The organism is Traorella massiliensis, from assembly GCF_900104665.1.
Lineage (GTDB): Bacteria > Bacillota_I > Bacilli_A > Erysipelotrichales > Erysipelotrichaceae > Traorella > Traorella massiliensis.
In genome coordinates this window covers 596,358-621,473 of the sequence record NZ_LT629967.1, presented here as the reverse complement: position 1 = coordinate 621,473, position 25,116 = coordinate 596,358, and the positions used below count along the sequence as shown (strand labels likewise).

Below are 25,116 nucleotides of genomic sequence, written 5' to 3'. Positions count from 1 at the left end.
ATACCCTGCTTTTCTCTATTTCTTCATTATACCGTTTACTTTAAATCCATTTTGATTCAATTCTTTTTCTAATTCATCTGTTTCCGTTAACGTTGTTCTTAATATCAAATCAGCAGTAGAATCATCATTATTACGATAAACTGTAAAATTCGTGATATTTGCGTTATTATCTACGAATATCTTACTAATTTCTCCCAATATACCTAATGTATCCGGAACATTTACCTCAATACGGCTTCCTTTTCGCTGCCATCCTAATATATCTAAGAAAGCTTTAAACAAGTCATTCTGAGTCAATATTCCTACTAATTCTCCATCATCAACAACAGGAAGACATCCAATATCATGAGCCAGCATCAGACTCGCCGCTTCTTCCAAAAGTTTATTTGAAGATATTGTTACAAGATCTTTTAATTTGATCATCACCGTCTTCACACTGGTACGATTCAATAGATAATTTAATTCAAAAACACTCAAACTTGTAGCTCCGCCAACACCCTTCGATGTAATTAAACCTTTGGTAACAAGTCCTACTAACTTTCCATTTTCCATTACCGGAAGACGGTGCAAATTATTTTCGCTCATGATATCAGCTGCTTTTGAAATCACATCATCAGCATTGATTGTAATTGGATTTGCTGTCATTTCATTTTTTACGTACATATTAACCTCCAAGGTATGCCTTTTGAATTTCTTCAGAATTGCTTAATTCTTCTCCAGTACCACTTAAAGCAATCTTGCCTGTTTCTAACACATAAGCTCGATCAGCAATAGATAATGCCATACGTGCATTTTGTTCGACTAGTAACACAGTTGTGCCTTGGGCATGAATATCTTCTATGATCTTAAATATTTCCTTGACCAGGATTGGGGCAAGTCCCATGCTTGGTTCATCTAAAAGCAAGATTTTTGGCTTTGCCATCAATGCTCTTCCCATAGCCAGCATCTGCTGTTCCCCTCCTGACAAAGTAGAAGCGTCCTGAGAACTTCTCTCTTTTAAAATAGGAAAGCGTTCATACACTTTTTCTAAATCCTCTTTGATTTGTGCCTTATCCTTTCTGAGGTAAGCCCCCATCAATAGATTCTCATAAACACTGAGACCCGAAAAAGTTCTTCTGCCTTCAGGCACCTGGGTAATACCAGCCTCAACGATATTTCTTGTTTTTGCTTTAACGATATTTTTCCCTAAAAATAAGATTTCTCCTTGTGAAGGGCGAATCAAGCCACTGATCGTATGAAGCAAAGTTGTCTTGCCGGCTCCATTTGCACCAATCAGAGCTACGATTTCCCCTTCATTCACACACATCGTAACATCCTTCAATGCATGAATCACACCATAATATACATTCAAATTCTTTATTTCCAGCATTAGATTTCCTCCCCAAGATAAGCCTCAATTACTCGAGGATGATTCTTGATTTGTTCAGGGGATCCTGAAGCAATGCATTTTCCATAATCTAATACATAAATTCTTTCACAAATGGACATAACAAGCGACATATCATGTTCAATCAAAATAATCGTTACCTTAAATTTCTCTTTAATTTCATGAATCAATGCAGTCAGCTCTCCAGTTTCCTGAGGATTCATGCCAGCAGCCGGCTCATCCAAAAAAAGAATTTTAGGATGTGTTGCCAATGCTCGGGCAATTTCCAAACGGCGCTGTTCTCCATAGGGAAGATTTTTGGCGAATTCATCTTTTTTATGATCAAGACGAACGATCTTCAAAAGATTTATTGCTTCTTTTTCTACTTTTTCTTCTTCGGCATAGAAAGCAGGTAAACGGAAGATACCTGCAAGCACTCCATACTTAATATTTTTATGCATGGCAATCTTTACATTATCAAGTACACTCAAATCTTTAAACAGACGTATATTCTGAAATGTACGAGCTAACCCAAGTCGTGTAACAGCATAAGGTTTCATCCCCCCGATGCTTTTCATTTGACCATCTACATTCAACTCTATTTTCCCTGAACTTGGTTCATATACACCAGTCAAAAGATTAAATAAAGTTGTTTTACCCGCTCCATTAGGTCCAATCAACCCAATAAGCTCTTGCTCATCAATTTCCATATTCACATTATTGACCGCACAAAGACCGCCAAAATTTCTTGTTAGATCACTAACCTTTAAAATAGTCATTGAGAAGCCTCCTTTTTCTTAGTAAATCTTTTGAAAAGACTGGAAAATTTAAATTCCCTTGTTCCCAAAAGACCGCTTGGACGGAAGACCATGATCATTACCAAAGCAAGACCATAGATGATCATTCGCATATTTGAAAAACTTTGTAAGAAAGAATTGATAAAACCAAGTACGACTGCGGATATAACACTTCCTGTCATACTTCCCATGCCTCCAAATACAACAATTACAAGAATATCGATTGATTTGCTGTAGGTAAACATACCTGGATTGATGACATAGAAATTACCCGCATATAGAGCTCCTGCCCAAGAAGCAATCAAGGCTCCTATTACGAAGGCGATAACTTTATATTTTGTCGTATTGATGCCCATTGCCTCAGAAGCTATTTCATCTTCACGTATCGAGATGCAAGCACGTCCTGCAGCACTTCTTGTAAAATTAACTACAATGAGCAATGCCACTACCATGAAAACAAACAGAATCGTAAAATCAACGACTCGTGGTAAAACAAGACCAGCTGCACCATTGGTAATGTCCATATTTAAAACAATGATACGAATAATCTCGCCAAATCCTAAAGTGGCGATCGCTAAATAATCTCCTTTCAAACGCAAGGTTGGAATCGCTACGATCAAAGCTAAAACAGCATTGATCACCATTCCTATAAGAATTCCAATAAAGAAACCATTTAATCCCCCTATCTGCTTCAGCATCACTCCAGCACTATAAGCCCCAACACACATAAAACCTGCATGTCCTAATGAAAATTGACCTGTAATGCCAATAATCAGATTCAAAGAAATTGCTAAGATAATATTTACGATAATTGTCTGAATCACTGTCTGATTAACTGCATCGATAATACCGGCACTCATCAGTCCCATCAGCAGTGCATAGCCTCCGACACAAAAAAGAAGCCAATAGAGATTTGCTTTATTCAACATTTTCTTCATACTATACTTTCTCTTTCACATTCTTACCTAATAATCCTGCCGGTTTGATTACTAGAATAACGATCAAAATGATATAAACAACAGCATCCTTAAATAAAGATCCCCCATATCCGCTGACAATTGCTTCACAGATCCCAATGAAGAAACCACCAAACATAGCGCCAGGAATAATACCAATACCTCCAAACACAGCTGCAATGAATGCTTTGATACCTGGAAGCATCCCCATCAAAGGATTAATTGAACTATAATAAATTCCGACCAATACACCTGCAGCTCCAGCCAATGCTGATCCAATTGCAAAAGTAATCGAAATCGTCGCATCAACATTGATTCCCATCAGGCGTGCGGCATCACTATCCGTAGAAACGGCTCGCATGGCTCGCCCAATCTTTGTTTTCTTTACAATAAACTGTAAAATAAGCATCAGTACGATCGTCGTTACAAAAATATAGATTTGCTGTTCAGTGATACGCAAGCCCGCAATATTAAAAACCTGATTGTTTAATACTTGTGGAAAAGCTCGAACACTTGTACCCATCACCTGCTGCGTCCCAGCTTCCAAGAAATAAGAAACACCGATTGCTGTGATCAATGCAGCAATACGAGTTGCATTACGTAATGGCTTATAAGCAATACGCTCAATGACAACTCCTAGAATTGCACATAAAGCCATTGAAATCAAAATAGCTGGAAAAAAGCCGACATGAAGATACGTAATTGCTAAAAAACCAAAATAAGCTCCCAACATGTAAATATCACCATGAGCAAAATTAATTAATTTGATAATTCCATATACCATCGTGTAACCTAGAGCAATCAAAGCGTAAATACTTCCCAATGAAAGCCCATTAATTAGCTGCTGGAAAAATACTGTCATCATCCATCCTCCTTTTTAAACAAATAGGAGAAAGCTGGCTTTCTCCTATTGTATCATTTAAATTGTAAAATTGTCTTATTCAGGTGTTACAGAAACAGCTGTTTCCTGTACACCATCCACCAATTCAACAACCAATACAGATTTATTTGGAGTATGTGTTTCATCGAAAGTGAAATCGCCAGTAACTCCTGAGAATTCCATATTTGCGATCGTTTCATTCACTGTAGCCTTATCTGTGGTTCCTGCCTTTTCAATTGCTTCAATCAGCAGATTTGTTGCATCAAATGCTAAAGCAGCAAACATTGCAGGAGCTTCACCATATTCTTCTGTATAAGCATCAATGAAAGCTTGCAGTTTTTCACTGGCATCAACCGTTGTATAAGCCGTTGTGAAATATACATCATTCAAGTTATCAGCACCGGCAAGTTCAACCAAAGTATTTGCATCAAAACCGTCTGGGCCAATAATTGGACAATCAATACCTAATTCACGAGCCTGCTGAATGATCAAACCTGCTTCATTATAATATCCAGGAATATATAATGCATCAAATTCCTGAGAAGCTAAAGATGTCAATACAGCTGAGAAATCTGTATCACCATCCTGATAAGATTCATTTGCTACTACTTGACCACCTAATTTTTCAAGCTGTTCTGTAAAAGCAGTGTTTAATCCTTTGGCATAATCACTTGAAACCGATCCATAAACAGCCACTTTCTGAACACCTAAAGTATCAACTGCAAACTGTGCCATAGCAGCTCCTTGATATGAATCTTCAAAACAAACACGGTAAACATATTCATACACATCTGAATTTGGATCATCCGGATCTACAAGCGTCTGATTATTTGCTGTAGCACTAGGTGAAACAACAATCGTTTGTGCATCGTTTAAAATCGGATAAGTAGCAGCACTCGGAGCTGAAGTAGAGGGTCCTATAACGCCGACTACACCATCAGAAATCAATCTCTGAGAAATGGTAATCGCTTCATTTTCACTCGATCCATTATCATATTCAATTCCTTCATACGTAAACTGATAATCTTCATTTTCATTAGCCAGCTTTATGGCTAGCTGACTGCCACGCAATTCGGCATTTCCATAATCAGCTGCATCGCCTTTTAGCTCATAATGCAAGCCGATACTTACTTTTTCATCAGTCGTACCGCCTCCATCGTTCGAACAACCCGCCAGTGCCGTCAAGGACAAGGCGCCTGCCGTTAATAACTTAAAAAAATTTTTTGAATCCATATCCTATCTCTCCTTTGTTTTTGTCTGATGAACTTATTATAAAGCTTTTCATATAATTTTCAACCCCTTTTTCATATCTTTTTACATTCTTTTACACGAAATTGCAAAACCCTTACATCTGCATATCAAAAAAAGACAGCCTATATTTCAGACTGTCTACAATTCAATTTATCTTGTCTTTTCAATCAATTCTTTGAAAGAATCAATCTTCAATGAAGCACCGCCAACTAATGCACCATCAATATCTTCCATTGCCATATATTCAGCAATATTTTCAGGTTTAACACTTCCACCATACTGAATACGTACTTTATCAGCTGCTTCATCACCATACATCACTCTGATCTGATCACGAACGATATGACAGCAGTTCTGAGCGATTTCTTTCGTAGCAGATTTTCCTGTTCCGATAGCCCAGATTGGTTCATAAGCAATAACAAGATTTGCTACACATTTTGGACATAAATCAGCCAGGCTTCCTGTCAACTGATCACGGATCACTTTTTCAGTTTCACCAGCATCAAACTGTGCTTCTGTTTCACCGATACAAACGATAGGTGTAATACCAGCTTCAATTAAACGTTTTGCTTTCTTATTCACTGTTTCATCCGTATCACCAAACATCTGACGACGTTCAGAGTGTCCAATGATGCAGTATTTAACACCAATTTCTTCCAACATTGGTACACTAACTTCACCTGTATAAGCACCATTGTCTGCAAAGTGGCAGTTTTCAGCCGCAACGATCAGATTTTTAGCTGCCTTATTAGCTTCATTCAATGCCAAAAATGAAGTAGCTACACCATAAGTAGCACCATCATGGCATGCAGGATCAACAGCATTGATAAATTCAACCGCTTCAGCGATTGTTTTGTTCATTTTCCAGTTTCCAACAATAATAGGTTTTCTCATAATTACTTATCTTCAATTACCGCAATTCCCGGTAATACCTTTCCTTCCATGTATTCAAGTGATGCTCCTCCACCTGTAGAGATGTGAGAGAATTTATCACCAAAGCCAAGCTGAATAGCTGCAGCAGCAGAATCTCCACCACCGATAACTGTAGTAGCATCCGGCAATTCAGAAATAGCCTTGCATACTTCTAATGTACCATTTGCGAATGGTTTCATTTCAAATACGCCCATTGGACCATTCCATACAACTGTCTTAGCACCCTTCAACGTTTCTCTATAAAGCTCAACTGTCTTAGGTCCGATATCAAGACCCTGCCAGTCAGCTGGAATCTTATCAGAATCAACAACTTTAGTGTTTGCATCTTCTGCAAATTTATCAGCTACGACATTATCAATTGGCAATACAAGCTTATCGCCTGCTTTTTCAAGATATTCCTTAGCCATTTCAATGCGGTCTTCTTCAAGCAATGACTGACCAACTTCATATCCCTTAGCTTTTAAGAATGTATAAGCCATACCACCACCGATGATGACTTTATCAGCAATCTTCAATAAGTTGTCAACGACTGCAATCTTATCAGATACTTTTGCACCACCAATAATAGCAACAAATGGATGAACAGGTGTATCAACAGCAGCACCTAACATCTTCACTTCTTTTTCAACAAGGAATCCTAATGCACTTGGCAAGTGAGTAGGAATACCAGCTGTAGAAGCATGAGCACGGTGTACTGAACCAAATGCATCTTCTACGAATAAATCACCAAGGCTTGCCCAGTATTTACCTAATTCAGGATCATTCTTGCTTTCGCCTTTTTCATAGCGTGTATTCTGAACTAATACGATTTCGCCATCTTTCAAATCAGCAACTGCTTTTTCAAGTTCTTCACCACGAGTAACAGGTACGAATGTAACCTTTGTATCTACAACTTCTGCCAGTCTCTTGGCTACGACTGCCATATCGTTTTTCTTCTTGTCAGCTTCACACTTTTCAGGGTCTTTGTGATCAACCTTTCCTAAGTGAGACATTAAAATAACTTTTGCTTTGTTTTCAATTAAGTAATTAATTGTAGGTAAAGCGGCCATGATACGGTTGTCATTAGTAATAACACCGTCTTTTCTAGGAACGTTGAAGTCAACACGAACAATGACGCGTTTTCCAGCAACATCTAAATCTTTGACTGTTCTTTTAGCCATAACTAAAAATCCTCCTCTATTTCGTCCCTATTATACCACTAAAATTTTTTTGACTCAACATTTCAATGCATCTTTGTTATCAAAATCACATGCCTTCAAATAAATCTAATAATTCAGAAAATTGATTGATCGTCTTCCATGCTTTTTCTACCTTTCCAAAGCCGTAAGATGCATAAATCATCGGTATGCCGGCAAACTCACAAGCCTCAAAATCTTTCATCGTATCTCCTACATAATAAGCATGATCATAATGATTACGACGCATGATCAGTTTGATGTTTTCACCCTTTACAAGTCCTGTCCGGCCATGTGTTTCATAATCCTTAAAGTATTTTTTCAAAGGATGAGCTGCAAACATCGCTTCTACATAGCCATCCTGCGCATTGGTCACGATCATCAGATCATGTTTTTGAGAAAGCTTTTCAAGTGTTTCCTCCACTCCCTCATAAAGAATTCCACCATGTTTTGATATATATTTATTTTCATTCTCCAGACATTCCAAAGTCAGCTTCAATCTTTCATCACGATTTAACTGTGGAAAGTAGATATCTGCAATCTCTTCAATTTCAAGTCCCATGACCTGATTCATGATATCCTGATTCAAATAATTTTTGATCCCTAACTTTTTTTCAATCACTTCATTTCCAGCAGCAAGAACAGAGGCACTAGAATCCCATAAAGTACCATCCATATCAAAAATAATGCATTTTTTCATACTCACCTTGATGATATTAGTGCATTTAAAACACACTCCATCACTTTCCTTTCTATCACTCAAATCAATTATACTATTAAACGAAATCGAAAAACAATAAATAGAGGGCAAAACAGTCCTCTTCTTCATATATCACCATATAAACAGATCATAAAATCATTCAAACCATTAATTTTTATTATTTGGAAATAAGCCTAGTATCAAAATAACCAGCAAAGCAATAATGATAACTAATTCCAGTGCATTAATTATAAGCATATGATTCCTCACGATTCATTTTGTATCTTTTCTTAATTTTATTTTATCATGATGCTTACCTATAATCGTTATTAAACATTCACTAGCATTTTCAAGTTTGCAAACACCCTTTGAGATATGTTACTATAAAAAGCACGTAAAGGAGCATTTATGGAAATACTTAAACTAATCCTTCACATCATGGATACCCAGCAAAATATCTTTGTACCCAGTGATTGTGAAATTGAAAAAATGAATGAAGACATCTATCCTCATATAGAAAGCAAACTCAAAAAAATCTTTAATAGTCAAAATAAAAAAGAAGCTCATTTTCTCAACAGTCCTGTAGAACAATGGATCTTTGACTATAAGACAAATCCCAATGATTTTGTAAAGCTCTCCGTACAGATTGCAAATCATATTTTTGAAGAAAAAAGAAAATGGAACCTTTTTCAAACCAGCGATTTTATCTTTGCGGAAGTTAAACATGAAGATATTCGCTACCTGGTTGGTATCGATAATGTCAATTTTTCTAAACTTACTCATGCGACACATAGTGATGATACACAGATTCAAAATGACTTCATATTATATAAAACTCTTTTTTCAAGCAATATCATGAAAGAGGACAGAATTTTTATCGTAGAATATGCCACTTCTCATTTACAGCTCATTGAAAATCCTTATATTTTCCAGACTACAAAGCGTTATGTATTAGAAGATATTCTTTCATGCAAAGCAAAACCCAGCTATAAAGAAGCTATATCCGCCATTCACGAATGCGTTGAAAACCTTACAAATAAATATCAAATGGACGAATTAAAAACCCTTCCTGCTTTAAAAACAGCCATTAAGGAAAGGGTTGAAGAAGGAAATCAAATAGAAACGAATGAGCTTGCGGAATTGTTATTTGAAAATCCTATTGCTCAAAGTGAATTTAAAGAAGAATTAAAAAAACAAGGAATTGAAGAAACAGTCAATGTCGAAAATATAAAATTAAGCAAACAGCAAAAAACTCAAAAAATCAAAACAGATAACGGCATTGAAATTACCATCCCTATTGATTATATGAGCAGTAGAGAATTTGTTGAGTTTGTTAGTGAACATGATGGTACTATTTCAATTCGTTTAAAAAATATTCAATCTATCATGAGTAAATAAATCATATCATCAATGAAAGAAATTCATTAAATCCTTTAAATAGAAGGTATTTTTGATTTTCTTTCATTTTTTTATATGCATTATGATTAAAATATAAATTATCATTGACATTCAATTGAAAAGGAGCATAATTCATCATTATCCGATTTAATACAGTATGAGTTCGGACAATCGGAGGTGAAAACTCTTGTGAAAGATAAACCAGATTATGAACAAGTAAAGCTCTTTCGTGATACCTATAAGGATTTAGAAAGTGTTTATGATACCTTTCCTAAGCTTTGTGGATTATCTACTACTGAATATTGGGCTTTATTAATGATTCATGAAGGTATTTCTACTCAGCATGGTATCTGTGAACATCTTTCTTTAAGCCGTCAGACAGTCAATTCAGCATTCAAACAATTAAGAAATAGAGGTTTGATTCGTTTAGAAGTTATGGATGAGGATTTACGAACGAAACAAATATTTCTTACTGAAGAAGGAGAGAAGTTTGTAAAGAAAGAAATTTCACACATGCATAAACTTGAGGAAGATGTTTGGAAAAAGATGAGTCATGAAGAACAAAAACAACTGACAGAACTTATTTATAAGTATAAAACGCTGTTATCAGCAGCAATCCAAAATTATAGAAATAAATCAGAATAGTTCATCGGAGGACTTGCAATCGCAATTGTAATGTCGAGAAGATGTCGAGTGCGTTCGGTTAAACCGGGCGTTTTTTTTGTAAGGAGGAATCAGATTATGAAATTAATGACGCAGTTTATCAAACCTTATCGTAAGTTACTGATATTTACGATACTGCTGATTTTTTTAGATGTTATAGGTGCTTTATATATTCCGACTCTTGTTGCGGAAATGTTGAATCAGGGAACGAGTGGCAGTACCATGAATAATTTGTATATGACAGGTATTCAGATCGTTATCGCTTCACTTGTTTCCGGAGTAGGAGCCATTTTAGGCGGTTATACTTGTGCTGTCCTTTCTTCTAAAGTCTGTAAGGATATTCGTGATGCTTTATATCAGAAATCACTAAAGCTATCGGTTTATGATTTTAAACAGTTTGGAACAGCTTCTATTACTACTAGAACCATTTCTGACGTTACGAATATTCAGACTGCTTTTATTAGTGTGATTCAGATGGTACTTCCTGTCCCAGCCATCTTTATCATTGCCATCATCTTAACTTTCCATTTAGATACAATGGCAGGAACTATCTTACTTATTGTATTAGCGATCGTTATCCTTGTAGCTATATGCATTATGAAAATGACTTCACCTTTATTCAAAAAGTTACAGAAGCTGTTAGACCGTATGAGTACCGTTATCTTAGAAAATTTAACTTGTGTACGTGTCATTCGAGCCTTTAATAAACAACAGGATGAACAAAATCGATTAGATCGATCATTTGAAGATTATGCTGGTACATCTATTAAGACAAACCAGATGTTTGCCAATCTTGATGGATTATCATTTTTTTCAATCAATATATTCATCATTATTATTTATTGGATCAGTGGTGGAAGAATTAGTAACGGATATTTCCAGATCGGTGATATTACTGCACTGATCGAATATGCGATGCTAGCCTTATTTTATCTGATGATGGCGCAGATGATCATCTTGACCTTGCCAAGAGCTTTAGAATGCTGCAATCGTGTACAGGCCGTTTTGGAACATACACCAGAAATCGTCGATCTTGTAACAACAGATACACAGGATGAAGCAAGTGAAGATGTTTTAACTTTTGATCATGTTTCTTTCCGTTATGCAGATGCCCAGGAAGATACGCTTCATGATTTAGATTTTTCATGTAAACGAGGACAAACAACCGCAATCATCGGTGGTACGGGAAGCGGTAAATCAACGGTAGCTTCATTGATTTTACGTTTCCATAATGTTACTCAAGGCAGCTTACGTTTAAATGGTAAAGATATCCGTGATATGACTCAGCATCACTTACGTGAACATATTTCATATGTTCAACAGCAGGCTTGGTTATTTTCTGGAAGCATTGCTGATAATTTACGCTATGGTAATGCAGATGCAAGTGATGAGGAACTCCAACATGCATTAGAGGTCGCACAAGCAAGTGACTTTGTCAGTTCTTTACCAGAAGGACTCAATAGTTTTGTTGCGCAAGGCGGCACTAACTTCTCCGGTGGTCAAAAACAGCGTCTTTCTATTGCCAGAGCTTTAGTAAAGAAACCAGAATTGTATATCTTTGACGACAGTTTCTCAGCTCTTGATTTCAAAACGGATGCTGCTTTACGAAAAGCATTAGCAAAAGAAACACAAGATGTTGCCGTTTTAATTATTGCTCAGCGTGTAAGTACCATTCGTCATGCTGACCGGATCGTTGTCTTAAATGAAGGCAAGATTGCTGGAAAAGGAACCCATGATGAGCTAATGGAATCATGTAGTGTTTATAGAGAAATTGTAAATTCTCAGACAAAGAAGGAGGATGAATATGAACAATAAAAAGTTAAATATTGATGCCCCTACAAATACAAAAAAGACTGTAGTACGCTTGTGTTCTTATTTAAAACCGCAGTCTTTACGTCTTTCAATTGTTGGAATATCCATTATCCTATATACTATTTTATCAATCTATGCACCATTTAAAAGCGCCCAGGTCATTGATGCAATCCTACAAAATGTAACTTCCAGTCAAAATGCTAATACAACATTTACAATTCAGTGGCAAACTTTAGGAAAAAGTCTCTTATCTTTACCTATCTTATATTTATTTACATGGTTATTTTATTACTTACAGTCTTTTCTTATGGCAAGTATTGCTGATAAACTGACACTAACCTTGCGAAAACAGATTGCCTCTAAATTGAATGTTTTACCACTACTTTTTTGATCAAAATAAATCCGGTGAAATACTTAGTCGAATTACAAATGACCTTGATAAGATCACTGAAACATTACAAACAGGTTTATTAAAGCTATTAGTAGCGATTGGTACCATTATTGGATCATTGGCAATAATGATTTATTATAACGTCTTATTAACCTTTATTTTCTTGATCTTTATGGTGATCTGTATCATTATTACTCAAGTTGTCGCCAACAAAAACTTGAAATATGCAGCATTACGTCAGGAAACGCTTGGTAGTCTAACAGGAGTTGTTGAAGAATACTATACTGGCAGAAATATTATTAAAGCCTACAATCATGAGAAAGAAAGTATTGAACAGGTCCAGCATTATACTGAACTAAACCGTAAAGCTACGCAAAAAGCTGACTTCCTTACAAATAGCGTAAATCCTCTTATTCGTTTAATTACAAGATTAGCACAAGCCATCATTGCGGTTATCGCAGGACATGCCATGTTAAGCGTAACAATGAGCGTAGGTGTCGTACAGGCTTTCTTCCAATATGTCAACCAGGCTGGTGAACCACTTACACAGGCTTCATTTATGATCAATACCCTTCAGTCAGCACTTGCTTCCGCAAAAACGTACATTTGAACTGTTAGATAGCGAAGAAGAAGTTGCAGACACAAAACAGCCAATAGAACTTGAGCGTGCAAAAGGTATGATTTCTTTTGAACATGTAAGTTTTGGTTATAGTCCTGACAAACTGTTAATGAAAGATATTAACTTTACGGTTCAGCCGGGACAGAAAATTGCGGTAGTTGGAAGTACAGGTGCCGGTAAAACAACGCTGATCAACTTATTAATGAGATTCTACGAAGTTAATAGTGGTAAGATTTTAATCGACGGTTTTCTTCTACCGACATGACTCGTAAAGGTCTTCGTCAGAATTTTGGTATGGTACTTTAGGATACTTGATTATTTGGAGGAACCATTGCGGAAAATATCGCTTATGGAAAAGCTGATGCAACCCGTGAAGAAATCATTGCTGCTGCTAAGGCCGCTAAAGTCGATTATTTCATCCGAACGATGCCACAAGGCTATGATACGATGCTGGATAATGAAGGAGCTAATCTTTCTGTTGGGCAGCGACAGCTCTTAACCATTGCCAGAGTCTTTTTATGTAATCCGCCAATGCTGATCCTTGATGAAGCTACTTCAAGTGTAGATACTCGTACAGAGAGTGAAATCAGTAAAGCAATGCAACAGCTTATGAAGGGACGTACAAGCTTTGTGATTGCTCACCGTCTTTCAACCATTCGTGATGCTGATATCATCCTTTTCATGGAACATGGTAATATCATCGAACAAGGAAACCATCAGGAATTATTAAAGAAAAAGGGTGCTTATGCTACTCTATACAATAGTCAGTTTGCTTAAAATTACTCTTTATTTTAAAGTAAAAAGTCTAGTATTCTAGACTTTTTGTAGTAATGAATTAACCCTGAAAACATTGTATATGATAGTTCTTCACTAATTCACTCTTAAAGCTATTTCATCAAAGTATAAATCTTCTTGGTGAAAAGCAATCATACAATCAATTCTTTACATATTTATTTTGATTTTATTTCTACAATCTCCTTTTTGCTAAAATATATATATTTTCGTATAAAGTTTTTTTCCAAACAGTCAATTCCAATGAGTATTAATATACAAAAAATAGCATAAATAATAAAATCATACCATCCTTCCGCTTTATTCACATGCATGATATATATAAAACTACATATAACCACGGGAACGAGCACAATATCCAGACTCCACAATAATTTATAAAGATTACCTTGTATTAGAAATTCATATTTTTTACTTCCTAATACAAAATCTTTTTGGAATATTGAGTGTTTTTTAATTGCTTCGAAATAATCTTTTTTCATGTTCTTCACTTCCCTCTAAATTATCTAAAATTTTTTTACTAAGTTCATATGTATATGCTTAAGATAAGTCTACTTTCCCTTTCATAATGTTTTTTCATTTTCTTATCCTCCACCTATATTTTACCACATTATGTAAGTGCTTTACAAAAAGTAACCTAATAAAATAAAAATGCCTTTTAAGGCACTCTTTTCTAAAAATGTTTACGATCCATAACTATCTTTACAATACTTCTTCTTTAATATATTGATAATAAGATCCGCTTGAACACATTCATTTTTTCACCTCAAATCTTTATTGTATTATCCAATAACTTCTTGTTATTCTCCCAGCACTATTGTATATACAACTGCAGGACTATCTATTAAATCCACATAATACCATTGACATAATCAAATTTCATTTACACTGATTCAAATCAAATAAATACACATTCAATCTTACCTGTGTATCCGATTCAATCATTATATATCATGACAACCTTCAATTCACTATATATACCAATAGGTTTTACAACTCTTTGCACGTCTATGTACTTCAATAAAGATAGTATAAGCAACACAGACAATCAATCTGTGCTGCTTTCTAATCTCATCACAATATCTTTGCAGATTTAATCTTTTGGTTTAGGATGATTTGGATTCATCCAATGAGAATAGGTATTAAATTTGACGAAGAAGATAATACATATCAGAACCAAAAGCAATACAATTCCTATCCTTGATATAAAACTCCCTATATCCGGATCATTCACTGCAAAGGTATTTACTGCATCATACACGATGTATATCAACGCTATCGGAATACTCAATAAAAACAAATATGTTTTTTTATTGATTACGATCAGCCATTTCTTTTTCATAATTTCCTCCATTTCTTATTTACGCAAAACGAATAAAAATATTCATAGGTTTAAATAATTGTAAAAATAGAATATATTGTAGATTTTCATTAGATAAAATTAAATAATGATATTTTAATTCATTATATACTCAAGATAAGTCTATCTTCCCTTTCATAATACTTTTTCATTTTACTAACACCACCTTTTCATTTATAGTAATCAAATTACTATTTTGAATCATTCTCCATTACCACACAAGGGTCCCGGACATATTGATTGATTTTGGTATGGAGTAGACTTATAAATAAATCCAGCTCCTAATACAAATGCTGCCAGTAAAATAAGTAATAATTTTTTCATATTCTTATCCTTCCATTTATATTTTACCACACTTTGTAAGGGCTTTATAAAAAAATGACGCTTGCGTCATTTTTTTATTCTTAAATAACTAAAGAACTGTCCTAATTTCTTTTTTTCGTTTTCACTATAAATTTGGTACATGAAATCCCCTTTCTAAAAAAGCACTGTCACCAGTGCTTTTCTTAACTATTCACCACAGAGTTCTCTATAGATACCTAAATAGAATTCTGCGCTTTGAGCCCATGAAACATCTTTTTCCATGGCATTCTTCACAATACCTTTCCATGCAGCTGAATTATTATAGTAAAGATCGATGGCTTCCCACAATACATGCATCATATCATTGGAATTGTAGTTAGCAAAACTAAATCCACAGCCTTCTTGTGTATATTGATTATAAGGTTGTACCGTATCTCTTAATCCACCCGTTTCTCTTACAAGCGGCAATGTTCCATAACGCATGGAGATAAGCTGTGAAATACCACATGGCTCAAACAGTGAAGGCATCAGGAAGAGATCGCTGGCAGCATAGATTTCATGCGATAAGGCTTCATTATAGCCACAATAGAAACAAACCTTACCTCTATTTCCCCATTCAGCTTCTCTAAGCTTTTCTTCAAGTCCTGCTTCACCACTTCCCAGTATCACTAATTGAATTGGCTGGTTACAGATATTAAACAACTGTTCAATGATCAAATAGATACCTTTCTGCCATGTCAATCTTGAAACCAGGGAAATCATCATGACATTTTCATCAACATTGAGTCCCAGTTTTTCCTGCAAAGCCTTCTTATTTTCAGCTTTTCCTTTTTTATAAGTCTTAAATGTATAGTTTTTGGTAATCAAGGAATCAGTTTCAGGATTCCACATATTCGTGTCGATACCATTGACGACACCACACAAATCAGCTTCTCTGAATCTTAGTACTGCATCCATTCTCTCACCAAACTGTGTTGTCTTAATTTCTTGTGCATAACTTGGTGAAACAGTCGTGATTTTATCAGAATATACAATACCTGCTTTCATAAAGCTGATACCGCCATCAAATCTAACATTACCATTATCAAACACATAATTGCCTAACCCTAGACAGGATTCCAGCATATCTGCACCAAAATTGCCTTGGTAAGCGAGATTATGAATTGTATATACATGCTTGATGCCACGATAGCGATAATCGTGATTAAAATTTTCCTTGCACATAGCTGCAATCATACCTGTGTGCCAATCATGACAATGCATGATTTCAGGAAAATAATCAATCTGATTCAACATTTCCAAAACCGCTTTCTGGAAAAATGCAAATCTTTCACCATCATCATCATACCCATACATAGCTTCTCTTTCAAAATATCCCTGATGTTCAATAAAATAATAAGTAACATCATGATAGATATAATAGAAAAGATTTACCTGTGTTTCTTCATAATTAATATTTACAGTATAAGTTCTCAAATAAGTAAACTTATCATGCCAGTTAATAGCAATTTTTTTATATAAAGGCATGACTACTCTAACATCATATCCACGAGCTTTAAACTCATTTGGTAATGACCCAATCACATCTGCCAAGCCTCCGCTTTTAATAAAAGGCAATCCTTCGGCAGCAACCATTAAAATTCTTTCCATTAAATACGGTCTCCCTTTCTTACATATGCCGGTGATCCACAGACACCTTGTACATTCTTTACTCGTGAAATATTTGCTTCTTTATCTACAACGATATTATTTAAATAAACGTCTTCACCAATAACTGTGTTTGGACAAATAACAGCATTCTTGACTACTGCACCCTTTTTTACGACGCAGCCTCGTCCAATGATTGAATTTTCTACTTCACCATCAATCATACATCCATTAGAAATCACACAACGGCGTACTTTCGCATTTTCTGTATATTTTGTTGGTGCAGAATCATTAGTACGTGTATAAATCGGCCAATCTTCTTTAAATAGCTCAACAGCTACTTCTGGATCAATCAGCTCCATATTAGCTTCATAATAACTTGTTAGATCTGTGATAGCTACCAAAAAACCACGATACTGATATCCACGAATATCTAATTCTTCACATTTCTCATTTAAGATATCTGTAAACCAATAAAGCGAACTTTCCTTTAATGCATCATCTACTAACTGCATAAATAAATTTTTAGATAATACATAGGTTTCCATAGAAATATTACGGGTCTTATAGTTACCACGATTTTTTCCAAAAGACAAAATACCTTTCTGTTTATTTAAATTTAATGTATCACAATCTATAAAACGTGTCTTTGCATCATCTACTGACTTATAAACAACCGTGATATCTGCTCCACTTTCAAGATGTTTTTTCAATAAGGTATCATAATTCATCGAATACAACATATAACTAGGAGCAATTACAACATAATCCTTTGTTGATTTCGCAATTGTTCGCATATTCGCTTTAAAACTAGCTATATCAGTATTGTAGAACTCTGATTCCGGAGAATTTTCACCATATAAAATACTTATACCGCCACGCTTTGAATTAATATTGTAATGACGTCCAGTACCTACATGTGAAAATACAGAACGAGGACGATTTTTCAAATAAATCTGAATTTCTTCAATTTCTGAATTTGTCATATTTGACAAAGGAAAGTCAATCATACGATACCGTCCTAAAAATGAAAATGCTGCAATAGGACGATAATCATGCATCCCTTTTACCCGGACATTCGATCCCGGAAAATTAACAATACCAAGTGCATTACACATATTTATTACCTCACATTCTTGGAAACCAATTCAATTAGTTCGCTGTTTGGATCGCCAACGACTGCATTTGGCGCTATCTTAATACCATTTGCGACTATAACACGATGCAATACAGCACCTTCACCAATTTGACAGTCTGGAAGCACTACAGAGTCCTTTACAAGAGCGTCCTTACCGATTTTTACATTTGTAGATACTACTGAGCCATCCACTTTACCATCGATTACGCAGCCTTGATCAATAAATGAATTGATAATATCTCCATGATCGCCCACATACTGCGGAACTGCACTCTTATCCTGCGTATAAATTTTCCAGCTTTGATCTTGAAGATCTAACTCTTTAGACCGATACAACAGATCCATATTAGCTTCCCATAATGAAGAAATCGTTCCAACATCTTTCCAATAACCTTCAAAGCGCCATGACCATAAACGTTTACCATCATTTAACATCGTCGGTATAATATCTTTTCCAAAATCATGATGAGAATCTGGATTTTTATCATCATCATTCAATAATTTTCGAAGCAATTTCCAGTTAAATATATAAATACCCATAGAAGCCAAATTGCTCTTTGGTTCCTTTGGCTTTTCTTCAAATTCAATAATCTGACCATTCTCATCCGTATTCATGATACCAAAACGACTTGCTTCTTTCATAGGAACCGGCAATACTGCAATTGTACAGTCTGCATTATTCTCCTTATGATGAGCAAGCATCTTAGCGTAATTCATCTTGTAAATGTGATCTCCAGAAAGAATCAGCACATACTCCGGATCATAAGAATCAATAAAATCAATATTCTGGGTGATTGCATCAGCTGTTCCTCGATATACATTAAACTCTGTATCTGCTTTTTCACGAGGCGGTAATACAAAAACACCGCTATCCTTCGCATCTAGGCCCCAATGTCCGCCTCCAGCAACATAAGAATTCAATTGAATAGATTCATACTGGGTCAATACACCTACGATATTGATTCCAGAATTGGCGCAGTTACTGAGTGGAAAATCAATAATGCGATATTTTCCACCAAAATGAACTGCTGGTTTTGCAACTTTTTTTGTCAATGCTTCCAGACGTGTACCACGTCCACCAGCAAGAATCATTGCCAACATTTGTTGTTTCATAAATTATAACCCCCTGGTATTTCTATATCTCTATTATAAATACTTTTTCACAAAATATCTACTACTTTGAGTAAAAAAATGAAAACGCTTACCAGTTTTTACCTGTTTTTAAGCTCCTGCTTACAATAATTCTATTATTTTTTTATCACCATCCTGTATTTAACGTCAACTTCTCAAAAAATTATACATCTATATAAAATGGATATGTTAATTATTAACTAACATATCCATTTGTTCATTTACAAACTTCCTGTATTCTTCTTCTGTTGCTCCCAGTGCCTTTAATATCTTCTTTTGCTTATTTGTCAGTCGATATCTTATATGATATTTCTCATCCGCTAATTTAGTTACTCCCAGCCGTTCATAATCTTTCAATACTTTCGGTACTGTGTACTCTTTTCTATTCGTTTTATACAATTCCTTTAATGACTGATAAATCTCATTCCTGATAATCAATGCTATGAATGATACGAACACTTTGCTTTCAAGTTTCTCTTCCGAATGTACTCTGAATACATCATTCCCTAAATATGTCTTTTCCATCCTGAATATCTTTTCCACCGCATCCCTATCCCGATATGTTTCCAGCGCTTCTTCTGCACTCATCTTTTTTGACGTCACTATCGCAAAATATCCCGCTTTATTTATCAGCTTCATGATTTCGTTATCTTTTCTTTGATAATTCATGAAGTATCCATTCTCATCAAATCCCAATCGATAATATTTCTCATAGCTTTTCACATCTTCTGCTTTCTTTATCTTTTTCTCTTTCTTCTTCTCTAACTCCTCATCCATCTTATTGAATCTGTTATTGATCGTAATCTTTTCTTTCTCCGCTTCTATTCCATTATAATATACATGCACATATTCTTTTTTTCCTGTATTGAATAAATCCTTCTCTACTGTCATCCCGTACAGTTTAGTGCTAGTATTAATTTAGGGCCAGTTAAACTGAGAAATTCTCCAAAGATCAATCTTGATTTTTAATAAAGAAAAGACTATCTTTATTGCGAGAAAGATATACAGATATTGTTTATAAAATTGAAAAGAGGTTTTGAATACTATGAGCAGTAAAAAGAAAGTCATTGATAAAGAATTTAAAATAAATGCAGTCAAATACAAAGAAGAACATCCTGATTTAACCTGTGAAGAGGTGGCATCAAATCTTGGAATATCTACAAGTTCTCTTTACAGATGGGTGAATGAATATGCTTCAACCGATGATAAATCGAATGTTTTTAGGGGCTCTGGCAATTTTTCGAGTGATGAAGCTAAGGAAATTGCACGTCTGAAAAAAGAAAACAGAGACCTTAAGGATGCTGTTGAAATATTAAAAAAAGCTATGAACATTCTCAACAGCCAGTAGCTGCCATCTATCAGGCAGTAAAGGAATATGTTGAACAAAATATAGGAATAAGAGGCATTTCAATAAGGTCAGTATGTAGGATTATCGGCATATCACGAAGTGGCTTGACCAGCTGGCTCCATCGAAAGAAATCAAAGCAACAGAGCAATAAGGAGAAAATCAAGAAGATGATCAGGGGAATTTATGAAACAAGCAAGGAAGTCTATGGAGCACCAAAAATAACATATATTCTCCGACAAAAAGGACTAAAAATATCACAGAAGACAGTAACCAATTATATGCATGAAATGGGCATAAAAGCGTGCTACATCAAGCCCAAAACAAAAACAACGATATCAAAAGATTTCAGCAGCAAACTCAAGAATATCCTCAAAAGGGATTTCAATCCTGAAAAGCCGGATGCAGCATGGTGTACAGACATCACGTATATATGGACATATACAGATGGTTTTGTCTATTTAACGAGCATCATGGATCTGTATTCAAGAAAGATCATAGCATGGGTGCTTACAAAGGACATGAAAGCCTCATCAGTTTTGGAAGTCATTAAAAGAGCCAAGAAGCGGCGAAATGTGAATCATCCACTGGTCATACATAGTGATTGCGGCATACAGTTTACATGTGAGGAATACAGAGAATTAACTAAAGATTTAAAGAGAAGTTATTCAAAAAAAGGGACACCATGGGACAATGCATGCATAGAATCATTTCATTCATTATTGAAAAGGGAGTGGATAAACAGATATAAAATATGGGATTATGAACAAGCGAAGAGATTAGTGTTTGAATACATAGAAACATTTTACAACACAGTGAGAATACATGGACATTGTCAATACATGAGTCCAGATTCATATGAAAAAGAATATTACAATCGTCAAATACAATCACTACAAAATTACAAAACTATCAATTTAACTGGTACTTTTTCTTGACATAGTACCAATATCAGTTCCAAAAGGTACAGGATAGAGGAATGCTTCAGGATAACAAAAAACGATTTTGTAAGCAGGCCCTATTATCACCGTCTGAAAGAGAGAATTATCGCTCACTTCATGCTCTGTTATACAGCCCTGCTGATCTACCGTCTGCTGGAAGTACAGCTTGACAGAAACGGGACACACTTTACGACAAGACAGATCATAGAAACATTGAAGAATATGAATGTCACAGACTTTGACGGATTCATATATAAATCGCTTTATACAGATTCCAGAACATTGCAGGCCATCATGAAAATCTATCCGCTGAAGCTGGATCACCAGTATTATTTAAAAACGACCCTGGATAAATTGATCGGGTAAAGACTTTATATACAACATTTTAAAATACATTCAAGGCCCCAAATCCCTTTTAAATATAGGACTTAGGGCCTTTCTGCTTCTTTAAAACTGTCGAAAACGGGATATTAAATATTATATCATATAAACCATATTAAAAATAGACTTTATTTTAGTTATATTTTAGGTATTATATAGATGAAGATAGCAATGAAATGGGGTTTTCTTATGAGAAATGTATTAAAATTGATAATATTCGTTTCCTGTATAGGATGACTACCGTTACGAGGAAACTAAAAGCAAATGTGCTATAGAGGTACAAATCTAAAGAAAGATCGTCTAGCAGAGGAAAGACCAATGAGAGATTAAAATAATAATATGCTAAGTAGCAAAAGTGGTACTGTCTAAACATACTAAGTGACAGTATAATGACGTATGTGGATTTGAGAATGCCTTAGTTTGGGCTTTAATTACAAAGAAACACAGATTTTTATAGATCACACTCTATTTTTCTTATATACATAAATCGTATATATTAAATGATATAATAATATTATAATCAAAGCAGGATCATTTTTTTCTCTATAATTCTCTATAATCATTACAATATATAAATTAAGAATAATAACTGCTTTGATTTCTATGGAAGGAGAAGTGTGAATAAAAATACGAAAAATAAACGACTTAAAAACAAGTAGGAAAAAAATATCAAAAAAACTTTATAAGTTGACTGAAATAGAAAAAATATCAATACCAGATTGTTTCAAAAAGTTTAATGTTTTTTCAACTGTTAGTGAATGGCTGTCATTTGCTTTTGGATTCATAAAGGATTCATAGTCACATGGATTAAATTCTTCTCCTGTAAGGATCATATGATAAATGCTGACCAACATCATGCGTGCAATCGCAATGATTGCTTTCTTATGACCACGGCGTTTCTTGATATTGGAATATTTCCTTTCAAAATAAGATGTCTTATCTTTGATGGTCGATAAAGCACACCGGGCAAGCAGTGGCTTGAGATATTGTCCAGCTTTTGAGATACGAACCGACTTTTTCATGCCGGCACTTTCGTTGTTGGCAGGAGAAAACCCGACCCAACAGACAAGCTGTTTATCGGATTCAAACTGCGACATATCAATTCCTATTTCAGAGACGACAAGAATGGCCGATAGAGCACTGATCCCTTTAATTTGTGTGATGTGTTGGAAAGAATCGCGCAAAGGATAGGCACGTTTGATCAATTCCGCTTCGCATGAATCGATGAGCTGATCTAAACATTCCATATGATCCAGAGATTTCTCTAGCTTGAATCGTTGATCCGATTCGATGCGATAGCCATGAAGAGAGTCTAATATCTTATCTTTGTTCTTACAGTTTTTGTGGATGAGCTTTAGTATCTTGTCATCGTCAATCACATTGGCCTTCATGACTTCTTCCATGATGTTGGAAGCGGTCTTGCTAAAAGGATCAGAGACAACAGAAGCTAAACCGATATTGGAAACAGTCATACAGTTCTGATAACGATTTTGTTCTGAAGTACGCATGCAGACCAGCTTGTATCGGTAGCGCGCGATCTCTTGCAGTTCTCGAATCTCTTTTGGAGGGATGAACGAGAATTTGATCAAGTCGTGTTTGAAGAGATCACAGATCCATTTGGAATCTTTCTTATCTGTTTTCTTGCCTTTGATGGCTTTGACATATTTGGGATGATTTAAATAAACATTGATCTCATCTTCAAGAATGTTAAAAATAGGGATCCAGTATTTGCCGGCAGATTCCATACAGGCTTCAGAACAATGATAAGATTTCAGCCAGTCTTTTAAACGATATAGATCCGAGTTTAAAGTGGAAAAGGATTGTTGAAAGTATTCCGTAATGTTGGTCTTTCTATCGGTAATTCCAACAGTAGCGACAATTACGTCTTTGTGAACATCCATACCACAACAGTTGAACCGAACGATTTTCATTGCCATAAAAAAACCCTTTCATACAAAAGGAGAAGTAGCATTGACTGTCATCAAAGCGAATCGACAACAGTTGATTGAACAATCATAAGTGTCCAGGCTCAAAGTCCTACTTATTTGTGCTTGAGATGATGACGGCAACTTATAATTATACAGGTATACAGGATATTCAATTGAGTAGAATTCCTGCTCTCCTCCGCGTGCTCTGTAGTGTACCACCTCTCTTATATGGTAACACGAAAAATGTGGCGTGTGAGATTTATTGATGAAATATTTGTGTCCTCGCGACTTTAGGCGAGGGGAAATGGAGGAAATTATGAAAAAAGCAATTAGTTGTTTTATTGCATTATTAATCGTTGTATGTATGAGCTCTTTTCATGCATTGGCTGCTAATTCTGAAAATTCAAACGAAGTTTCTTTGGATGATAATGAAACAAAAGTTTCTGAAGTAATGACTTTTGATGAAATGGCAGATTGTATTGCTGAAGATACTGGAATTGCAAAAGATGAAGCAATTAAAATACTTCTTCAAAATCCATCTTATAGTGTTAATTCTTTAAGTATAGCAACTCCTATGGCAGCAACATATCGGACTTTATCAAAATCCATCGAAGTTACATCCGTATATAAACCGACAGTTAACTTTTATTGTCAAACTAGCGAAGCAAGTACAATGGCAGGAATCCGTTATATTGAATACGCTTATATTAATAGAGGATATAATGGTATAAGCAAGCAGTTTGGTGGTACATTTTGGTACAAATTATCTGATATTAACAACATCTTTTTTATCGTTAATGGTGATTGGTATAATAATGGTACTACAACATATACTGGTGGTGTTTCTATTGGTGTAGGAGGATATGCAACTATTAATTTTACTGTTTCTTATTCCACAAATCATTATAAATATACTTGCATTGAAGATACTCTACGCTGGGGACACTAATCATTTTGGAGAGAAAAAATGACTACAAATACTAAAAGAATCATTCTTGCTATCATATATCTTTTATGTATCATCTTATTTAATCAAAATATCAATTTGTTTACAGAAGCAAATCTAATTAGTGCAACTCATATTGGTTTACTGATCACTGGTTTTTCAATGAGCACTGCATTAACAGTTGTATATATTATTTTGGATAAAATGCTGAAGGAATCAGAAAAAAAATAATAGAGATTAAAAAATAAGATGAAAATAAAGGG

The 25,116-nt window shown here is 35.1% G+C and carries 29 protein-coding genes; 12 read left to right on the top strand and 17 right to left on the bottom strand.

The features are described 5' to 3' along the window. Positions 1-15 precede the first annotated feature (15 nt). The 9 genes from BQ5367_RS04225 to BQ5367_RS04185 all read right to left on the bottom strand — a co-directional run bounded on the left by BQ5367_RS04225 (position 16) and on the right by BQ5367_RS04185 (position 8,058). Positions 16-663, bottom strand: a complete 648-nt coding sequence (locus BQ5367_RS04225) for a CBS and ACT domain-containing protein (protein WP_071441291.1) — start codon at positions 661-663, stop codon at positions 16-18. Between the two features lies 1 nt (position 664). Beyond that, positions 665-1,369, bottom strand: a complete 705-nt coding sequence (locus BQ5367_RS04220; RefSeq protein ID WP_071441290.1) for an ABC transporter ATP-binding protein — start codon at positions 1,367-1,369, stop codon at positions 665-667. After that, positions 1,369-2,145 (bottom strand): ABC transporter ATP-binding protein, encoded by a 777-nt coding sequence (locus tag BQ5367_RS04215; RefSeq protein WP_071441289.1) that lies wholly within the window; start codon positions 2,143-2,145, stop codon positions 1,369-1,371. Before BQ5367_RS04215 ends, BQ5367_RS04220 begins: the two co-directional genes overlap by 1 nt. Next, the gene (locus tag BQ5367_RS04210; protein WP_071441288.1) at positions 2,142-3,101 is read right to left on the bottom strand and encodes a branched-chain amino acid ABC transporter permease; all 960 of its coding nucleotides are present in this window, start codon (positions 3,099-3,101) and stop codon (positions 2,142-2,144) included. Before BQ5367_RS04210 ends, BQ5367_RS04215 begins: the two co-directional genes overlap by 4 nt. A gap of 1 nt (position 3,102) precedes the next feature. Next, positions 3,103-3,981: a branched-chain amino acid ABC transporter permease gene (locus BQ5367_RS04205; protein WP_071441352.1), complete on the bottom strand. Its 879-nt coding sequence runs from the start codon at positions 3,979-3,981 to the stop codon at positions 3,103-3,105. A gap of 75 nt (positions 3,982-4,056) precedes the next feature. Beyond that, entirely contained in the window at positions 4,057-5,232 is a 1,176-nt protein-coding gene (locus BQ5367_RS04200; protein ID WP_071441287.1) for an ABC transporter substrate-binding protein, read from the bottom strand. 168 nt (positions 5,233-5,400) lie between these two features. Then, positions 5,401-6,144: a triose-phosphate isomerase gene (tpiA, locus tag BQ5367_RS04195; RefSeq protein ID WP_071441286.1), complete on the bottom strand. Its 744-nt coding sequence runs from the start codon at positions 6,142-6,144 to the stop codon at positions 5,401-5,403. A 2-nt stretch (positions 6,145-6,146) separates the two neighbouring features. Then, positions 6,147-7,343 carry a phosphoglycerate kinase gene (locus BQ5367_RS04190; RefSeq protein ID WP_071441285.1) on the bottom strand — a complete coding sequence of 399 codons (1,197 nt, stop codon included), beginning with the start codon at positions 7,341-7,343 and terminating at the stop codon, positions 6,147-6,149. 85 nt (positions 7,344-7,428) lie between these two features. Next, positions 7,429-8,058, bottom strand: a complete 630-nt coding sequence (locus tag BQ5367_RS04185; RefSeq protein WP_071441284.1) for an HAD family hydrolase — start codon at positions 8,056-8,058, stop codon at positions 7,429-7,431. A gap of 408 nt (positions 8,059-8,466) precedes the next feature. Between BQ5367_RS04185 and BQ5367_RS04180 the strand changes: the two genes are divergently transcribed. From BQ5367_RS04180 to BQ5367_RS13895, 7 genes are all read left to right on the top strand, one after another. After that, positions 8,467-9,456 carry a nucleoid-associated protein gene (locus BQ5367_RS04180; RefSeq protein ID WP_071441283.1) on the top strand — a complete coding sequence of 330 codons (990 nt, stop codon included), beginning with the start codon at positions 8,467-8,469 and terminating at the stop codon, positions 9,454-9,456. A 189-nt stretch (positions 9,457-9,645) separates the two neighbouring features. Next, positions 9,646-10,101, top strand: coding sequence for a MarR family winged helix-turn-helix transcriptional regulator (locus BQ5367_RS04175; protein WP_071441282.1), 456 nt, complete (start codon positions 9,646-9,648; stop codon positions 10,099-10,101). A gap of 96 nt (positions 10,102-10,197) precedes the next feature. Beyond that, positions 10,198-11,934 carry an ABC transporter ATP-binding protein gene (locus tag BQ5367_RS04170; RefSeq protein ID WP_071441281.1) on the top strand — a complete coding sequence of 579 codons (1,737 nt, stop codon included), beginning with the start codon at positions 10,198-10,200 and terminating at the stop codon, positions 11,932-11,934. After that, positions 11,924-12,322, top strand: coding sequence for a 6TM ABC transporter family protein (locus BQ5367_RS13660; RefSeq protein WP_202615258.1), 399 nt, complete (start codon positions 11,924-11,926; stop codon positions 12,320-12,322). The genes BQ5367_RS04170 and BQ5367_RS13660 overlap by 11 nt, the downstream gene beginning before the upstream one ends. Further along, positions 12,300-12,932, top strand: coding sequence for an ABC transporter permease (locus BQ5367_RS13655; RefSeq protein WP_202615257.1), 633 nt, complete (start codon positions 12,300-12,302; stop codon positions 12,930-12,932). The genes BQ5367_RS13660 and BQ5367_RS13655 overlap by 23 nt, the downstream gene beginning before the upstream one ends. Beyond that, positions 12,907-13,206 (top strand): ATP-binding cassette domain-containing protein, encoded by a 300-nt coding sequence (locus BQ5367_RS13900; protein WP_202615256.1) that lies wholly within the window; start codon positions 12,907-12,909, stop codon positions 13,204-13,206. The genes BQ5367_RS13655 and BQ5367_RS13900 overlap by 26 nt, the downstream gene beginning before the upstream one ends. Before the next feature lie 65 nt (positions 13,207-13,271). Continuing rightward, positions 13,272-13,718 (top strand): ATP-binding cassette domain-containing protein, encoded by a 447-nt coding sequence (locus BQ5367_RS13895; protein ID WP_202615265.1) that lies wholly within the window; start codon positions 13,272-13,274, stop codon positions 13,716-13,718. A gap of 173 nt (positions 13,719-13,891) precedes the next feature. Here the strand turns inward: BQ5367_RS13895 and BQ5367_RS04160 are convergent, their stop codons facing one another. The 7 genes from BQ5367_RS04160 to BQ5367_RS04135 form a co-directional block, all read right to left on the bottom strand. Next, positions 13,892-14,215, bottom strand: a complete 324-nt coding sequence (locus BQ5367_RS04160) for a hypothetical protein (RefSeq protein WP_071441280.1) — start codon at positions 14,213-14,215, stop codon at positions 13,892-13,894. Between the two features lie 611 nt (positions 14,216-14,826). Continuing rightward, positions 14,827-15,075 carry a hypothetical protein gene (locus BQ5367_RS04155; RefSeq protein ID WP_071441279.1) on the bottom strand — a complete coding sequence of 83 codons (249 nt, stop codon included), beginning with the start codon at positions 15,073-15,075 and terminating at the stop codon, positions 14,827-14,829. Between the two features lie 219 nt (positions 15,076-15,294). Continuing rightward, positions 15,295-15,417: a hypothetical protein gene (locus BQ5367_RS13890; protein ID WP_268874431.1), complete on the bottom strand. Its 123-nt coding sequence runs from the start codon at positions 15,415-15,417 to the stop codon at positions 15,295-15,297. 186 nt (positions 15,418-15,603) lie between these two features. Beyond that, positions 15,604-17,046 (bottom strand): glycogen synthase GlgA, encoded by a 1,443-nt coding sequence (glgA, locus tag BQ5367_RS04150; RefSeq protein WP_071441278.1) that lies wholly within the window; start codon positions 17,044-17,046, stop codon positions 15,604-15,606. Next, complete coding sequence (glgD, locus tag BQ5367_RS04145) at positions 17,046-18,161, bottom strand: glucose-1-phosphate adenylyltransferase subunit GlgD (protein ID WP_071441277.1); 1,116 nt, start codon at positions 18,159-18,161, stop codon at positions 17,046-17,048. The genes glgA and glgD overlap by 1 nt, the downstream gene beginning before the upstream one ends. A gap of 5 nt (positions 18,162-18,166) precedes the next feature. Next, positions 18,167-19,294 (bottom strand): glucose-1-phosphate adenylyltransferase, encoded by a 1,128-nt coding sequence (locus BQ5367_RS04140; RefSeq protein ID WP_071441276.1) that lies wholly within the window; start codon positions 19,292-19,294, stop codon positions 18,167-18,169. A gap of 207 nt (positions 19,295-19,501) precedes the next feature. Next, a complete protein-coding gene (locus tag BQ5367_RS04135; protein WP_071441275.1) occupies positions 19,502-20,203 on the bottom strand; it encodes an IS1634 family transposase in 702 nt (233 codons plus the stop codon). 154 nt (positions 20,204-20,357) lie between these two features. Between BQ5367_RS04135 and BQ5367_RS04130 the strand changes: the two genes are divergently transcribed. The 3 genes from BQ5367_RS04130 to BQ5367_RS04120 all read left to right on the top strand — a co-directional run bounded on the left by BQ5367_RS04130 (position 20,358) and on the right by BQ5367_RS04120 (position 21,964). Continuing rightward, positions 20,358-20,660, top strand: a complete 303-nt coding sequence (locus tag BQ5367_RS04130; RefSeq protein ID WP_071440699.1) for a transposase — start codon at positions 20,358-20,360, stop codon at positions 20,658-20,660. Then, a complete protein-coding gene (locus BQ5367_RS04125; RefSeq protein WP_083383154.1) occupies positions 20,624-21,595 on the top strand; it encodes an IS3 family transposase in 972 nt (323 codons plus the stop codon). Before BQ5367_RS04130 ends, BQ5367_RS04125 begins: the two co-directional genes overlap by 37 nt. Positions 21,596-21,715: 120 nt before the next feature. Next, positions 21,716-21,964 carry a hypothetical protein gene (locus BQ5367_RS04120; RefSeq protein ID WP_071441273.1) on the top strand — a complete coding sequence of 83 codons (249 nt, stop codon included), beginning with the start codon at positions 21,716-21,718 and terminating at the stop codon, positions 21,962-21,964. A 695-nt stretch (positions 21,965-22,659) separates the two neighbouring features. Here the strand turns inward: BQ5367_RS04120 and BQ5367_RS04115 are convergent. Further along, positions 22,660-23,916, bottom strand: coding sequence for an IS110 family RNA-guided transposase (locus BQ5367_RS04115; protein ID WP_083383153.1), 1,257 nt, complete (start codon positions 23,914-23,916; stop codon positions 22,660-22,662). Positions 23,917-24,223: 307 nt separating this feature from the next. Between BQ5367_RS04115 and BQ5367_RS04110 the strand changes: the two genes are divergently transcribed. Both BQ5367_RS04110 and BQ5367_RS04105 read left to right on the top strand, forming a co-directional pair. Further along, on the top strand, positions 24,224-24,856 hold the full coding sequence (locus BQ5367_RS04110) for a hypothetical protein (protein WP_074021991.1): 633 nt from the start codon (positions 24,224-24,226) through the stop codon (positions 24,854-24,856). 18 nt (positions 24,857-24,874) lie between these two features. After that, positions 24,875-25,084 carry a hypothetical protein gene (locus tag BQ5367_RS04105; protein WP_071441272.1) on the top strand — a complete coding sequence of 70 codons (210 nt, stop codon included), beginning with the start codon at positions 24,875-24,877 and terminating at the stop codon, positions 25,082-25,084. Positions 25,085-25,116: the final 32 nt, after the last annotated feature.

Coding starts and splice junctions, on each gene's coding strand:
- BQ5367_RS04225 (WP_071441291.1), bottom strand. CDS start 663: ATGTACGTAAAAAATGAAATGACAGCAAATCCAATTACAATCAATGCT.
- BQ5367_RS04220 (WP_071441290.1), bottom strand. CDS start 1,369: ATGCTGGAAATAAAGAATTTGAATGTATATTATGGTGTGATTCATGCA.
- BQ5367_RS04215 (WP_071441289.1), bottom strand. CDS start 2,145: ATGACTATTTTAAAGGTTAGTGATCTAACAAGAAATTTTGGCGGTCTT.
- BQ5367_RS04210 (WP_071441288.1), bottom strand. CDS start 3,101: ATGAAGAAAATGTTGAATAAAGCAAATCTCTATTGGCTTCTTTTTTGT.
- BQ5367_RS04205 (WP_071441352.1), bottom strand. CDS start 3,981: ATGACAGTATTTTTCCAGCAGCTAATTAATGGGCTTTCATTGGGAAGT.
- BQ5367_RS04200 (WP_071441287.1), bottom strand. CDS start 5,232: ATGGATTCAAAAAATTTTTTTAAGTTATTAACGGCAGGCGCCTTGTCC.
- tpiA (WP_071441286.1), bottom strand. CDS start 6,144: ATGAGAAAACCTATTATTGTTGGAAACTGGAAAATGAACAAAACAATC.
- BQ5367_RS04190 (WP_071441285.1), bottom strand. CDS start 7,343: ATGGCTAAAAGAACAGTCAAAGATTTAGATGTTGCTGGAAAACGCGTC.
- BQ5367_RS04185 (WP_071441284.1), bottom strand. CDS start 8,058: ATGAAAAAATGCATTATTTTTGATATGGATGGTACTTTATGGGATTCT.
- BQ5367_RS04180 (WP_071441283.1), top strand. CDS start 8,467: ATGGAAATACTTAAACTAATCCTTCACATCATGGATACCCAGCAAAAT.
- BQ5367_RS04170 (WP_071441281.1), top strand. CDS start 10,198: ATGAAATTAATGACGCAGTTTATCAAACCTTATCGTAAGTTACTGATA.
- BQ5367_RS13660 (WP_202615258.1), top strand. CDS start 11,924: ATGAACAATAAAAAGTTAAATATTGATGCCCCTACAAATACAAAAAAG.
- BQ5367_RS13655 (WP_202615257.1), top strand. CDS start 12,300: ATGTTTTACCACTACTTTTTTGATCAAAATAAATCCGGTGAAATACTT.
- BQ5367_RS04160 (WP_071441280.1), bottom strand. CDS start 14,215: ATGAAAAAAGATTATTTCGAAGCAATTAAAAAACACTCAATATTCCAA.
- BQ5367_RS04155 (WP_071441279.1), bottom strand. CDS start 15,075: ATGAAAAAGAAATGGCTGATCGTAATCAATAAAAAAACATATTTGTTT.
- BQ5367_RS13890 (WP_268874431.1), bottom strand. CDS start 15,417: ATGAAAAAATTATTACTTATTTTACTGGCAGCATTTGTATTAGGAGCT.
- glgA (WP_071441278.1), bottom strand. CDS start 17,046: ATGGAAAGAATTTTAATGGTTGCTGCCGAAGGATTGCCTTTTATTAAA.
- glgD (WP_071441277.1), bottom strand. CDS start 18,161: ATGTGTAATGCACTTGGTATTGTTAATTTTCCGGGATCGAATGTCCGG.
- BQ5367_RS04140 (WP_071441276.1), bottom strand. CDS start 19,294: ATGAAACAACAAATGTTGGCAATGATTCTTGCTGGTGGACGTGGTACA.
- BQ5367_RS04135 (WP_071441275.1), bottom strand. CDS start 20,203: ATGACAGTAGAGAAGGATTTATTCAATACAGGAAAAAAAGAATATGTG.
- BQ5367_RS04130 (WP_071440699.1), top strand. CDS start 20,358: ATGAGCAGTAAAAAGAAAGTCATTGATAAAGAATTTAAAATAAATGCA.
- BQ5367_RS04120 (WP_071441273.1), top strand. CDS start 21,716: ATGCTCTGTTATACAGCCCTGCTGATCTACCGTCTGCTGGAAGTACAG.
- BQ5367_RS04115 (WP_083383153.1), bottom strand. CDS start 23,916: ATGGCAATGAAAATCGTTCGGTTCAACTGTTGTGGTATGGATGTTCAC.
- BQ5367_RS04110 (WP_074021991.1), top strand. CDS start 24,224: ATGAAAAAAGCAATTAGTTGTTTTATTGCATTATTAATCGTTGTATGT.
- BQ5367_RS04105 (WP_071441272.1), top strand. CDS start 24,875: ATGACTACAAATACTAAAAGAATCATTCTTGCTATCATATATCTTTTA.